This window comes from Streptomyces sp. NPDC046915, from assembly GCF_040644935.1.
Classification (GTDB): Bacteria; Actinomycetota; Actinomycetes; order Streptomycetales; family Streptomycetaceae; genus Streptomyces.
In genome coordinates, this window is record NZ_JBEYXB010000011.1 from 60697 (window position 1) to 73602 (window position 12906).

Below are 12906 nucleotides of genomic sequence, written 5' to 3' on the forward strand. Positions count from 1 at the left end.
GGTGGGGAACTGCGGGGCGCGGGCGGGACCGGGGGAACGTGTCCCGCCCGCGCCAGGTGCACGAGCCGTAGGTACGGGGGGAACCCCGGCTCAGTGCGACGGCCGATGACCAGTCGGCTCACTCTCTACTGCGTACCGGGGGCCGAAAACGTTACGCGCTACCCCAAAAAAGTTTCCCGGACCGAGAAAGCGCAGGTCACAGCCGTGCGCCGGGAGGTTCAGAGCGCGGTGTACGTCGGGCTCGGCGACGGGGGTTCGGGGGTCCGCGGGCGCTGCGGCGACAGCGGGGCGAAGGCCGTGGGGGAAGGCGTGGCGAAGCCTCCCTGGCGGTGGTGGTCGTTGCCGCCCGGCCCTATGTGGCCGTCGTCGTCACCGCCGCCCTGGCCGCCGTTGCCGTTCTGCCCGCCCCTGCCGCCGTGACCGTCCTCGCCGCCCTTGCCGCTGTGGCCGTCGTCGCCCTGCCGGTCCCCGTCACCGCTCGTGTTGCCGGACGACTCCAGGACGCCCTTGCAGTACTTCCACACGCGCGTGGAGCCGCCCGCCACCCCTTCCAGGACACGCTTGCGGTCCGGGGCGAGTTCCCGGCCGGCCCGGATGTCGCGGCAGGCCGAGCGCGCGCCGCTCCACCAGGCGCCGGCGCCGTGGGAGGGGTCGGACGAGCCGGTGGCCCCGCCCCTGGCCTGGTTGTCCCGGCTCGCACCGGGCGAGGTGCCGGCGCCGGGGGGGCCGCTCGCGCCGCCGCTCGGGGGCAGCAGACCGGACGTGCCGCCCGGGGTGCCGTCCGGGGAGGGCGAGGCCGGCGGGCGATCAGGGGTCCCGGTGCCCGAGGCGGAGGCGGCGGGCCCGGGGGTCTCGTCGCGGAACGGCGTCGGCAGCACCCCGCTGCCGGCGGCCATCGCGACCCCGCCGAGCGTGCCCACGGCCAGCGCGGCGGTGAGCGCCAGGCGCACCGGGCGGGCCCAGGCGGGGCGGCGTGCGGCGCGGGGCCGGCCGCCGATGCGGATCAGTCCGCCGTCGGCGGGTCCGTCGGGCGCGCCGCTCGCGTGACCGGCGCCGGACTGCGCGGCGGCGTCCTCGCGGGCCTCGCGCGCCTTCCGGAACGCGGCCAGCGCCGCTTCCTCGCCGGGGAGTTCGGTGTCGGCCACGGTGGCGTCGGCGGACAGGGCGCCAAGGGTCTTGGCGAGCCGTTCGGCCTGTTCACGGGCGGAGGAGTCGACGGCTTCGAGCGACTCGCCGCGCAGTAGACGTTCTGCCGCTTTGCGGTTCAGCCACCTGTACTGCTCGTCGGCCATCACATGTCCTTCTGCGTCCGCGGACGCGTATGCGTCACAGTGGCGGACGTCACCGCGCGGCGGCGTGGTTCTCGCTGGGGCGGCAGCGCGTCGAGCCTGGCCGCGGATTCCGGATCCTCGCCGAGCAGCTCCGCGAGCCGCTTCAGGCCACGGTGCGCGGCGGTGCGTACGGCGCCCGCGCGCTTGCCGAGCGTCTCGGCCGCGCTCTTGGCGTCGAGGCCGACGACCACGCGCAGCACGACCGCCTCGGCCTGGTCCTGCGGGAGGCGCGCGATGAGGGAGAGGGTGCTGTCGGTGGCCAGGGCCTCCATCGCCTCGCCCGCGGTGTCGGACTCGGCGGGCCGGCCGGTCAGCTCGGTCTCGTCGCCGCCGATCGCGGGGCGGCGGCCGCGCATCCGTATGTGGTCCAGGGCGCGGTTGCGGGCGATACGGGCCGCCCAGCCGCGGAAGCGGTCCGCGTCCCCGCTGAAACGCTCCAGGTCACGGGCTATCTGTAGCCAGGCCTCGGACGCGACGTCCTCGGCGTCCGGGTCGCCGACCAGCGTCCGTACGTACCCGAGCAACCGCGGTTGCACCGCGCGGTAGACCGTACGGAACGCGGTCTCGTCCCCGGCCTGTGCCGCACGTACCGCGGCGGTCAGCTCCGCGTCGTCCCCCAGCACCTGGTTCCTCGATAGATGGTCGCGGCCTCGAGGCCGCCGATCGTTGCAGTGATCATGCATTCGCGCTCGACGCGAAAGGCACGTTACGACCTGAAACCGCTCCTCGTCCACGTCCGTCCAAGATGCAACTAACTCGTGACGCGGTGGACCGTGGCGGGGTGTGACAGAAAACGCACTCACGGCGCTGTAGCAAGTACGGGCCGCCGCGCGGTCCGTGCCGCGCGACGGCCGGGGCCTCTCCTGTGGGGGGTGGCGGCCCCGGCCGTTGCCTTGGCGGCGAACGGCGCGGGGCGCGCCGTCACTTCTTCGCCCCGGCCTTTCCACCCGTCCGGCCGGTCTTCTCCGTGCTCCGGCCCGTGCCCGGCTTCTTCGCCGCCTTGGTCGCGCCCTTGGCCACGGGGTCCTTGCCGTCGTCCGTGGCCGCCGCGATCCGCCCGGCGCAGTAGGAGGCGACGTTCGCCTCACCGCCGGCCGCCGCGACCAGCCGTTGCCAGGCCGTCGCGTCCAGCGCCTTGCCGTGGTCCGTGACCTGCTCGTAGGCACGGCAGTGGGCCAGGGTGTCCTTGGCGGTGGCCGGGTGCTCGGTCGACGCCGGTCCGGACGAGGGGGCGGCGGGCGCGGCGGACCGTGTCCGCCCGGCGGTGCGGTCCGGTGTCCCGGCCGGCGCGTCGGGGCGGGGCCGGTCGGCGGAGGCCCCGCCGGAGGAGCCGGCCGCGCCGATGGCGGCGACCGCCACCCCGCCCAGGGTCAGGCTCGCCAGCAGCATCAGCACCGTCGCCCGCGCCGAACGCAGCACATGCGCCCGCTCGCGGGGCCGCCAGTCGTCCCGGCGCCGGGTCCGCGGCGCCCCGGCGTCCCGCGCACTCCGGAAGGCTTCGGCGGCACGCCGCTCGGCCGCCGCGTCGACGCCGTGCTCGCGCAGCGCGGCACCGAGCAGTTCCTCGACGTGCCGCCGGGGGGATGGGCCGCCTCCGTCGTGGCGTTCACCCATGTGCGCGTCCATTCCGGTGCGGCGGGGGCCGCCGCCCTCGGTCACTTCGGCTCCCCCGGCGTGCCGGGTCCGCCGCCCGTCACACCCTCCGCCGCTTCCGCCGCACCCAGCAGCCCGGAAAGCCGCTTCAGCCCGCGGTACGCGGCCGTGCGCACCGCGCCGGGGCGTTTGCCGAGCACCCGGGCGGCGGCGGGGCCGTCGAGCCCGACGACCACGCGCAGCAGTACGGCCTCGGCCTGGTCGCGCGGCAGCCGGCGGATCAGGGCCAGCGCGTCCGCGGTGGAGATGGACTCCAGGGCCTGCTCATGGGTGCTGTGCCGGCCGGGGAGTTCCAGTACGTCCTGTTCCAGCTCGGTCGCCCGGGGCCGGGCCCGCCGGCGGCGCAGATGGTCCAGGGCGCGGTGCCGGGCGATGGTCGCGCTCCAGCCGCGGAACCCCGCGCCGTCGCCCTTGAACCGGCCCAGGTCACGGGCGATCTCCAGCCAGGCGTCGGAGGCCACGTCCTCGGCCTCGTCCCCGACCAGGCCGCGCAGATAGCCGAGCAGGCCCGGCTGCACCAGCCGGAACACCACGGCGAAGGCCGCCTCGTCGCCCTCCTGGGCCCGCGCGACGGCCGCGCCCAGTTCCCCGTCGTACGCCTGCACGCGGCCGGTGTCCCCTCCCTGGCCAAGAACCGTTTCCTCAGTGCGGTGCCTCAAGGTCATCAGCGTCGGAGCCCAGGGAAGTGTCACAGCGCCGGCCGTCGCGGTACGCCGTGCCGGTGCTCTCAGTGCTGCTGTCCCGTCCCCGCGATGGCGTCCCGGCACAGCAGCCGCAGCGACCCGTTTCCGCCGTAGCAGCGCTGGGCCTCGTCGACCGGGTCCCACAGGCGCCCGTCGGGCGTGCGGAGCCAGTGTTCGCCGCCGGACGCCCACCACTCGGCGCCGGTCTGCCGGACGATCACCTCACCGGCGTACGCCCCGAAGCCGCGCAGCACGTCCCGCACCGCCTCGGGAGGGGCGCCCTCGCGCCGTATCTCCTCGATCATCCGGTCGACCCGCCACAGGCTCTGCGCCGAGTAGTCGAGCCGCACCCGCGCGCCCTCGCGCATGGTCGCCACCGCGTCGGCCGCCCACCGCACGGGCTTCGCCGCGGCATGCGGCCTCGTCTGCTGCTGCTGTTCAGTCACGTACTGGGTAGTCACATAGGAGAGAGCGGGTCAGGCGGGTCTTCCGTCACGCCGATCCGGGCCGATTCCGCGATCGGCGCAACACCGACCCGCCTCCGCCGCAGGACTGTCACAGGACCTGCCCGGCCTCGCGGGTTTGGGCCGGGAGTGATGTTCGGGGCCTCCCGTGCGCTCCTGATCATGATGACTATGTGCTTCCATCTCCGCGCGGTGCCGCCCGGGGAGTTACGAGACGACGTGCGCTCGCTGGAGCGGCTGTTCGAGGACGACTGGGAGACCGTCCGGGAGCGGATCGGCCTGTGCCGGGAGGAGGTGCTGGACCAGCGCTACCTGGACCACGAGCTGCTGTACGCCGGCTCGCCCCCGGACCTCGCGGAGGACGACCCGGCCGCCCAGGTCGTCCTCGGCGGCCGCGCGGTCTTCCACTCGGCGCACGGACTGCCCCCGTTCCTGCTGCTGACCGCGGCCGAGACCGCCGCCGTCGCCGCCTTCCTCGCCTCGGCCGACTTCGCGTCCCTGTGGCACGGGTCCCGCGACGAACTGCTCCCCCGGTACGGCGGCCCCGCCACCGAGCCGCAGACCCGCGGCGTCTTCGCGGCGGCCCACCGCGACCTCGCAAGGTTCTACGCCCACGCCTCGGCGTGCGGTGAGGCGGTGGTGAAGTGGATCGTGCTGTGAGCCGGAGTCAGGCCCTCCAGGGCCTGTCCGGCCCTAGCCGCGCCCCCTGGCTCGCCGGGACACCACGGCGCGCAGGACTCGGCGGCCCTCGGTGGTCGTCTCCAGGGCGCCGCGGAGGCCGGCCGGTCCGTGGGCGGCGAGCAGTTCCAGCACGGTGAGCTGGCGGCGCAGCTCGGCGGCGACCAGGGGTGGCATGCCCTCCGTGCTGCCCTCGCGGCGGGAGTCGACGGAGGAGGCGTCGGCGGCGGGGTCGAGGATCCGGTGGATCTGGAGGGAGGCCACGGAGCAGGCGTCGGCCCAGGCCCGCGCCCCGGCGCCGGTGTACTCGGCGGGTGCGGCGTCGAGCATCCGGCGGGCCAGGCCCGCGGCCTCGTCCTCGACCGGGCCGCCCGGGTCGGCGGAGCCGAGCGCGGCACGTGCCTGGCTGAGGCCCTCCGCCCAGTCGCCGGTGTCCGCGAGGCTCCCCCACAGCGGCCGCAGGACCTCGTCGTCGCCGCCCAACAGGGGCACGCACCGGTCCAAACAAGCCAGTCCGCTGGCAGCCAGTCCGCGTTCGTCGGCCTGAGCGATCAGTTCCACCAGGCTCATGGAAGCCTCCCTCGCCAGGGCGCCGACCTTTACGGAGCCCGCACTTCCCCTTACTGCGTGCGACGGCCCGGGAGTGTCACAGGGACATGGTTTCGGCCATCGGAGAGGGCCCGCCGAGCGCCTTCCGCCGCTGCATGCCGGTCAGACGCAGCACGACGAAGACGGCGAGCGCGGCGGCCGCGATGTCGACGGCGTCGGAGAACAGCATCAGCCGGGCGGCGTCGTGGAGCCCCTGCGCGCCGTCGGCCCGGCGGTACGCGCTGAACGAGGCCCGGTCGGCGAGGAGCGAGATGATCCACAGCGTCCACCAGGCGTTGACCGGCGCGTGCGAGCGGGGCGCGCCCCAGGGGCTGCTGGCGTCCCAGATGTCGAGGGTGATCCGGCGCGGCATCCAGAGGTTCACCACCGGGGTGAACCAGGCGCCGATCGCCCAGCCGCGCTTCTTGCTGTGCCCGAAGGGATGGAAGACCTCGGCGTTGACCCGGACCCGGTAGAACCAGCACAGGTAGACGACGATGCTGGTCATCAGCGCGGCCGTCTGGGCGATGCCGGCGGCGTTGTAGACGGCGTCGGCGTGGTCGGCGCGCCGGGCGACGGCCGTGCCGTAGGCGCCGTCCACGAGGTCGCCCGAGACGTCGAACTGGAGGAGGTCCGCGTGGATCGCGAACAGGTCGGTGGCGATGACGAGCCCGAGCACCGCCGCCGCGGCGCGGCCCAGCCCGACCGGCGAGCGCAGCCAGGCGGTGGGCACCCCGGCGAACAGTTGGGCGGGCGGCTCCGGCGTACCGGCGCAGCGGGCGCACAGGGTGCCGCCGGGCGCGGCGGCGAAATGGTGGCAGCGTGAGCAGATCACGGCGGGTCCCCCGGGGTGTGGTCGAGACGCCGGGCGCGACTCTCCCCTGAGGCGCCCGCGCGGCATGCGGAAGATACGGTCGGCCGCCGCCGCGCGTCCACCGGGATACGGCGGCGCTCAGCCCAGCCGGTCCGCCAGCTTCCGGAACTCCGCCCAGGAAAGCGCCGGTTTGCCCGGGTCCCACAGCTTCTGCACGGTCGCCCGCAGCGGCATCCGGATGCCCGCGGCGACCTGCGCCTCGGTCTGGGCGTTCGGGAAGTCGCTCCACACCGCGAAGGACCCGCCGAGGATCTGGCCGTCGTAGCGCGAGGGGACGGCGGTGGTGCCGCGCAGCACCCTCGGGTTCCACTGCTCGTAGATCCGCTGCCCCGTCGGGTAGACGAAGGTCTGCGGCTCCCCGAGGACGTAGTACAGGAACTCGTCGTTGTAGTTGAGGACCTTCCGGCCCGCGCTCAGGTACTCCACCGGCTGCCGGGCGCCGATCTCCTTGCCGGTCCAGTACGCGACCTGGAGGTCCTTCGCGGGCTGCACGGACGACCCCCGGAAGAACCCGTCGTTCCACACCCGCATCGTGCGGTCGTGGGCGCGGACGGTGCCGGCGCGGTCGTTCAGCCAGCCGGTGGCGAGGTCGGAGACGGTTCCGCCGGCGCCGTAGGCCTTCCGCGCGGCGGTGGCCAGCTGCGGGTAGGAGGCCTGCGGGTCGGCGACGGTCAGGGCCTGGTACTCGTCGCCGCCGAGGTGCCACTCGGAACCCGGGAACAGCCCGGCGTACTCGTCGAGCAGGTCGTCCACGACCGCCGCGGCACTGTCCTTGGAGATGTCGACCGCCCCGCGCGTGGGGACGCCCTGCGCGTTGCGCAGCTGTAGATCGGGGTGGGCGGCGATGACGGCGCCGAGGTGTCCGGGCGAGTCGATCTCGGGGACGACCTCGATGTGCCGGCTGGCCGCGAGGTCCACGATCCGCTTGACCTGTGCCTTGGTCAGATGGTCCTTGGAGACGATCTCCGGATGGCTCGTGGACTCGATCCGGAAGCCCTGGTCGTCGGAGAAGTGCAGCCCCAGCTCGTTGAACTTCAGATCGCCGAGCTCCTTGACGCGGTCCTCGATCCAGGAGGCGGAGTACGGCTTGCGGGCGATGTCCAGGTTGAATCCGCGCCGCGGCTTGGCCGGCTGGTCGCGCACGACGCCCTCGGGGGCCGTACCGCCGCCGTGGACCTCCTGCTTGAGGGTGCGCGTGCCGTAGAAGACGCCCGCGTCGGCGGGCCCGCTTATGTTCACGCGGCCGCCGCGCACGGTCATGGAGTACGACTCCGGGTTCGCGCCCTCGTCGTCGTTGAGCGCCAGCCGTACGTCCCCGGCGCGCACGTCGTCCCGCTCGCCCGCGTACGACAGGCCCAGCTCACCGGCGATCAGTTTGCCCTCGTCGGCCAGGTCGGCGTCGCCCACCACCACGCGCTCGCCGTGCGCCGGGCGCCAGCCGGGGCCGCGGGCGGGGGTGTGGGAGCGTACGGCGGGGATCGTGCGGGGCGCCTGGGACATCGGGTAGGAGCGGCTGGGCGTGGGGCTCGGCTTCTCCGACGCGGAGGCGGCCCCGGTGTCCGTGGACCGCCGCGCGCCCCCGCCGGGTTCGCCGCCGCCGTCGGCCGAGGCCCAGAACCCGACTCCCACGCCGAGCCCGACCGTGCCGACGAAGGCGGCGACGATCACCGCCCGCCTCCGCCTCACCTGTTGCTCCGGCGCCCGGCGCCTGTGCTGGCTCACGTCCCCAACCTACGGCCCGGCCGCCGACTCCCCGTCACCCACAGACTCCGAAACTCTCCCGTTCGAGTGAAATTCGGGCATCGCTCGGACACGCCGTGACCATTCTCGATAACGTTGATGACACACCTTTCACAAGATCCCCAGCCACACCACATGTGACGCGAGGACCCACGCTGCCTGCGCACCCGTACCCCTCCGGGCGAGTGGCCATACCGGCACTCCCCGGACAGACCCGCACCCCGCCGTCCGTCGCCGCAGTCGAGGGGTTCAACACCGCGCCCGCCGACGAGGCCCACGCCACCCTCCTGACCTGCCTGCACAGCCTCCGCTGGGCCCACCGCATCGCGGACCACCGCCCCTACCCGGACCTGGACTCCCTCCTGGCCGCGGCGGACGAGGCGGCCTACGACCTGTCCCCGACCGACCTCGCGGAAGCCCTGGCGGCGGAGTCCCTGCCGGCCCTGCCCGAGGACACGTACTCGGCGGCCCACACCGCCCTGAGCGCGGCCCACGCGGCCTACGAGGCCCGTTTCGGACATGTGTTCGTCATCTATCTGGGTGACGTCGCACCGGAGGAAGCCCTCGACCGCATCCTCGAAGGCATCCGATCACGATTGGCAAACGATCCGGACGAGGAACGCGTAGTGGCGGCAGAGGAGCTACGGCGCCTCGCAAGAGGGCGTTTGATCAGCGCTCTGGTGAACCCCACCCCACCAGCCGCCCCTAAATAGCCCGTCCGTGCACCTTTAGATGCCAGTTTGATCACACCGCCAACCCCCCGCGGAGCCCAGCCCCAACGTCTCGATACGATGCTGAGGGCCGGTGGACCGTACCCGGCCGGGCCCGACCGACAACCGAAGCCGGCGCGGCCCTAGTCCCCGCTCCCGGAGGGTTCTTCCGTGCCGGCTGGAACGCTGTACCGCGGCCGGGAAGGAATGTGGTCCTGGGTGGCTCACCGAGTCACCGGCGTCCTCATCTTCTTCTTCCTGTTCGTTCACGTGCTGGACACCGCTCTCGTGCGTGTCTCCCCCGAGGACTACGACAAGGTCGTAGCCACGTACAAGACGCCGATCGTCGCGCTGCTGGAGTACGGCCTCGTCGCCGCCATCCTCTTCCACGCGCTCAACGGCCTGCGCGTCATCGCCGTCGACTTCTGGTCGAAGGGCCCGCGCTACCAGAAGCAGATGCTGTGGACCGTCGTCGGCGTCTGGGTCGTCCTGATGGCCGGCGCGATCTACCCGGTCCTCGGCCACGCCGCTCGAGTCCTCTTCGGGAGCTGACGCCGCATGTCCACGACTGAAACCACCGCGTCCGGGATCGGCCCCGTCGAAGGCGGCTCGCTCTACAACGTCGACAACCCGGCGCCCCTCATCGAGGCCCCGCGCCAGCGCACCAAGAAGACCCCCAAGTCCACTCGGGGCAACTTCGAACTGGCCGCCTGGCTCTTCATGCGCCTGTCCGGCGTCGTCCTGGTCGTCCTGGTCATCGGCCACCTGCTGATCCAGCTCGTCCTGGACGGCGGCGTCTCCAAGATCGGCTTCGCCTTCGTGGCGGGCCGCTGGGCGTCCCCGTTCTGGCAGGTCTGGGACCTGCTGATGCTGTGGCTCGCCATGCTGCACGGCGCCAACGGCCTGCGCACGGTCATCAACGACTACGCGGAGCGCGCGAACACCCGGCTGTGGCTCAAGGGCCTGCTCTACACCGCCACGGTGTTCACCATCCTGCTGGGCACGCTGGTGATCTTCACCTTCGACCCGAACATCCGCTAGGCACGGGGCTGCGAGAATCATGAAGATCCACAAGTACGACACCGTCATCGTCGGCGCCGGTGGCGCCGGTATGCGCGCCGCCATCGAGTCGACGAAGCGCAGCCGCACCGCCGTGCTGACCAAGCTGTACCCCACCCGCTCCCACACGGGCGCCGCGCAGGGCGGCATGGCCGCCGCGCTGGCCAACGTGGAGGAGGACAACTGGGAGTGGCACACCTTCGACACGGTCAAGGGCGGTGACTACCTGGTCGACCAGGACGCCGCCGAGATCCTGGCGAAGGAGGCCATCGACTCGGTCCTCGACCTGGAGAAGATGGGCCTGCCGTTCAACCGCACCCCGAACGGCACGATCGACCAGCGCCGCTTCGGCGGTCACTCGCGCAACCACGGTGAGGCGCCCGTCCGCCGCTCCTGCTACGCGGCCGACCGCACCGGCCACATGATCCTCCAGACGCTGTACCAGAACTGCGTCAAGGAGGGCGTGGAGTTCTTCAACGAGTTCTACGTCCTGGACCAGCTGATCACCGAGGTCGACGGCGTCAAGAGGTCGGCGGGTGTGGTCGCGTACGAGCTCGCGACGGGCGAGATCCACGTCTTCCAGGCGAAGGCCGTGATCTACGCGTCCGGCGGCTGCGGCAAGTTCTTCAAGGTGACGTCGAACGCCCACACGCTGACCGGTGACGGCCAGGCGGCCGTCTACCGCCGGGGTCTGCCGCTGGAGGACATGGAGTTCTTCCAGTTCCACCCGACCGGCATCTGGCGCATGGGCATCCTGCTGACGGAGGGCGCCCGCGGTGAGGGCGGCATCCTCCGCAACAAGGACGGCGAGCGCTTCATGGAGAAGTACGCGCCGGTCATGAAGGACCTCGCGTCCCGTGACGTCGTCTCCCGCTCCATCTACACGGAGATCCGCGAGGGCCGCGGCTGCGGTCCCGAGGGCGACCACGTCTACCTGGACCTCACGCACCTCCCGCCGGAGCAGCTGGACGCCAAGCTGCCCGACATCACCGAGTTCGCGCGTACGTACCTCGGCATCGAGCCCTACACGGACCCGATCCCGATCCAGCCCACCGCGCACTACGCGATGGGCGGCATCCCGACGAACGTCGAGGGTGAGGTCCTGATCGACAACACCACGGTCGTCCCGGGCCTGTACGCGGCCGGCGAGGTCGCCTGCGTCTCGGTGCACGGCGCCAACCGTCTCGGCACGAACTCCCTGCTGGACATCAACGTGTTCGGCAAGCGGGCCGGTATCTCGGCGGCGGAGTACAGCCAGAAGGCCGACTACGTCGAGCTGCCGGAGAGCCCGGAGACCCTCGTCGTCGAGCAGATCGAGCGCCTGCGCACCTCCACGGGCAACGAGCGGGTAGCGGTCCTGCGCCGTGAGCTCCAGGAGACCATGGACGCCAACGTCATGGTGTTCCGCACCGAGCAGACGATCAAGACGGCGGTCGAGAAGATCGCCGAGCTGCGCGAGCGCTACAAGAACGTGGCGATCCAGGACAAGGGCAAGCGGTTCAACACCGACCTGCTGGAGGCCATCGAGCTGGGCAACCTGCTGGACCTGGCCGAGGTCATGGCGGTCTCCGCCCTGGCCCGCAAGGAGTCGCGCGGCGGTCACTACCGCGAGGACTACCCCAACCGCGACGACGTCAACTTCATGCGCCACACCATGGCGTACCGCGAGGTGGGCGACGACGGCACCGAGACCGTGCGCCTGGACTACAAGCCGGTCGTCCAGACCCGCTACCAGCCGATGGAGCGTAAGTACTGATGGCAACCCCCGTTATGGACAAGGTGGAGGCCGAGTCCGCCGCGTCCCCGTACATCACGGTCACCTTCCGGGTCCGCCGCTTCAACCCGGAGGTCTCGGCCGAGGCGACCTGGGAAGACTTCCAGCTGGAGATCGACCCGAAGGAGCGCGTCCTCGACGGCCTCCACAAGATCAAGTGGGACGTCGACGGCACGCTGACCTTCCGCCGCTCCTGCGCCCACGGCATCTGCGGCTCCGACGCCATGCGGATCAACGGCAAGAACCGCCTGGCGTGCAAGACGCTGATCAAGGACATCAACCCCGAGAAGCCGATCACGGTCGAGCCCATCAAGGGCCTGACGGTCCTGAAGGACCTGGTCGTGGACATGGAGCCGTTCTTCCAGGCGTACCGGGACGTCATGCCCTTCCTCATCACGAAGGACACGAACGAGCCCACGCGTGAGCGCCTCCAGTCGGCCGAGGACCGCGAGCGCTTCGACGACACGACGAAGTGCATCCTCTGCGCCGCCTGCACGTCCTCCTGCCCGGTCTTCTGGAACGACGGCCAGTACTTCGGCCCGGCCGCCATCGTCAACGCGCACCGCTTCATCTTCGACTCGCGCGACGAGGCCGCCGAGCAGCGCCTGGAGATCCTCAACGACCGCGACGGCGTCTGGCGCTGCCGCACGACCTTCAACTGCACGGACGCCTGCCCGCGCGGCATCGAGGTCACGAAGGCGATCGCGGAGGTCAAGCGAGCGCTGATCACCCGCCGGTACTGACCTTCACCGGTCAGCGGTAGACATCAGAAGGCCCCGTTCCCCGGCTGCCCGCCGGGGAACGGGGCCTTCGGCTTTCCGTCGTGGAATCGTCTGGGCCGGGTGAGTGACCCGGACGGTTCGGCCTCCCCGGTCCACGGGCCTGCCAACTTAATCTGATGGCATGTCAGATGAAGAGTCCTACGAACTGCTCGGTTTCGACAACGCGCTGCTGCCCGTCGGGGACCTCGGTGAGGCCGTGGAGTTCTACGAGCGGGCCGGTTTCGTCGTGGGGTTCCGGTTCGACGAGGCCGGTATCGCACTGCTGAAGGTCGGGGGCGAGACCCCCGGGATTCTGCTGCGGGTGGAGCACGGGCTGGGGCACCGGCCGCCGGCCTGGCCCTCGACCCGGCTGTGGCTGGAGGTGCCGGACGCCCGCACGGCGGTCCGCAGGCTCGCCGACGCCGGGATCGAGCCGCTCGACGAGCCCTTCTCCACGGCCACGGGGTGGACCGTGGAGGTCGCCGACCCGTGGGGGAACGTCCTCGGCTTCACGGACTACACCAAGCGGCCGGAGCTCGGCCGGCGCCCCTGACGCACGGCCCACGGCCACCCCCCCCAACCGAGTTGAAC

15 protein-coding genes are annotated in these 12906 nt (G+C 72.1%); 7 read left to right on the forward strand and 8 right to left on the reverse strand.

Going from position 1 to position 12906, the window contains the following annotated elements; genetic code table 11:
- Window positions 1-218: 218 nt before the first annotated feature.
- The 5 genes from ABZ915_RS27330 to ABZ915_RS27350 form a co-directional block, all read right to left on the reverse strand.
- Window positions 219-1292, reverse strand: a complete 1074-nt coding sequence (locus tag ABZ915_RS27330) for a hypothetical protein (RefSeq protein WP_361808492.1) — start codon at window positions 1290-1292, stop codon at window positions 219-221.
- Window positions 1292-1954 carry an RNA polymerase sigma factor gene (locus ABZ915_RS27335; RefSeq protein WP_361808495.1) on the reverse strand — a complete coding sequence of 221 codons (663 nt, stop codon included), beginning with the start codon at window positions 1952-1954 and terminating at the stop codon, window positions 1292-1294. The genes ABZ915_RS27330 and ABZ915_RS27335 overlap by 1 nt, the downstream gene beginning before the upstream one ends.
- Before the next feature lie 298 nt (window positions 1955-2252).
- A complete protein-coding gene (locus ABZ915_RS27340) occupies window positions 2253-2990 on the reverse strand; it encodes a hypothetical protein (RefSeq protein WP_361808498.1) in 738 nt (245 codons plus the stop codon).
- Entirely contained in the window at window positions 2987-3589 is a 603-nt protein-coding gene (locus tag ABZ915_RS27345; protein WP_361809085.1) for an RNA polymerase sigma factor, read from the reverse strand. The genes ABZ915_RS27340 and ABZ915_RS27345 overlap by 4 nt, the downstream gene beginning before the upstream one ends.
- Window positions 3590-3711: 122 nt before the next feature.
- Window positions 3712-4113, reverse strand: a complete 402-nt coding sequence (locus ABZ915_RS27350) for a hypothetical protein (RefSeq protein WP_361808501.1) — start codon at window positions 4111-4113, stop codon at window positions 3712-3714.
- Window positions 4114-4302: 189 nt separating this feature from the next.
- Between ABZ915_RS27350 and ABZ915_RS27355 the strand changes: the two genes are divergently transcribed.
- Window positions 4303-4791, forward strand: coding sequence for a DUF1877 family protein (locus ABZ915_RS27355; protein WP_361808503.1), 489 nt, complete (start codon window positions 4303-4305; stop codon window positions 4789-4791).
- Window positions 4792-4824: 33 nt separating this feature from the next.
- Here the strand turns inward: ABZ915_RS27355 and ABZ915_RS27360 are convergent, their stop codons facing one another.
- From ABZ915_RS27360 to ABZ915_RS27370, 3 genes are all read right to left on the reverse strand, one after another.
- On the reverse strand, window positions 4825-5379 hold the full coding sequence (locus ABZ915_RS27360; protein ID WP_361808506.1) for a hypothetical protein: 555 nt from the start codon (window positions 5377-5379) through the stop codon (window positions 4825-4827).
- 76 nt (window positions 5380-5455) lie between these two features.
- A complete protein-coding gene (locus tag ABZ915_RS27365) occupies window positions 5456-6232 on the reverse strand; it encodes a DUF4328 domain-containing protein (protein ID WP_361808509.1) in 777 nt (258 codons plus the stop codon).
- Between the two features lie 117 nt (window positions 6233-6349).
- Entirely contained in the window at window positions 6350-7993 is a 1644-nt protein-coding gene (locus tag ABZ915_RS27370; protein ID WP_361808512.1) for a glycoside hydrolase family 20 protein, read from the reverse strand.
- A 203-nt stretch (window positions 7994-8196) separates the two neighbouring features.
- Here ABZ915_RS27370 and ABZ915_RS27375 point away from each other — a divergent pair, with 203 nt between their 5' ends.
- The 6 genes from ABZ915_RS27375 to ABZ915_RS27400 all read left to right on the forward strand — a co-directional run bounded on the left by ABZ915_RS27375 (window position 8197) and on the right by ABZ915_RS27400 (window position 12868).
- Entirely contained in the window at window positions 8197-8724 is a 528-nt protein-coding gene (locus ABZ915_RS27375; protein ID WP_361808515.1) for a 2-oxo-4-hydroxy-4-carboxy-5-ureidoimidazoline decarboxylase, read from the forward strand.
- A 168-nt stretch (window positions 8725-8892) separates the two neighbouring features.
- On the forward strand, window positions 8893-9273 hold the full coding sequence (gene sdhC / locus ABZ915_RS27380) for a succinate dehydrogenase, cytochrome b556 subunit (RefSeq protein ID WP_043406142.1): 381 nt from the start codon (window positions 8893-8895) through the stop codon (window positions 9271-9273).
- Window positions 9274-9279: 6 nt separating this feature from the next.
- Window positions 9280-9762 carry a succinate dehydrogenase hydrophobic membrane anchor subunit gene (locus ABZ915_RS27385; protein WP_361808518.1) on the forward strand — a complete coding sequence of 161 codons (483 nt, stop codon included), beginning with the start codon at window positions 9280-9282 and terminating at the stop codon, window positions 9760-9762.
- Between the two features lie 19 nt (window positions 9763-9781).
- Window positions 9782-11536 carry a succinate dehydrogenase flavoprotein subunit gene (gene sdhA, locus ABZ915_RS27390; RefSeq protein WP_361808521.1) on the forward strand — a complete coding sequence of 585 codons (1755 nt, stop codon included), beginning with the start codon at window positions 9782-9784 and terminating at the stop codon, window positions 11534-11536.
- Window positions 11536-12297 carry a succinate dehydrogenase iron-sulfur subunit gene (locus ABZ915_RS27395; RefSeq protein WP_361808523.1) on the forward strand — a complete coding sequence of 254 codons (762 nt, stop codon included), beginning with the start codon at window positions 11536-11538 and terminating at the stop codon, window positions 12295-12297. Before sdhA ends, ABZ915_RS27395 begins: the two co-directional genes overlap by 1 nt.
- Before the next feature lie 160 nt (window positions 12298-12457).
- Window positions 12458-12868 (forward strand): VOC family protein, encoded by a 411-nt coding sequence (locus ABZ915_RS27400; protein ID WP_361808526.1) that lies wholly within the window; start codon window positions 12458-12460, stop codon window positions 12866-12868.
- The last annotated feature ends 38 nt before the right edge of the window (window positions 12869-12906 follow it).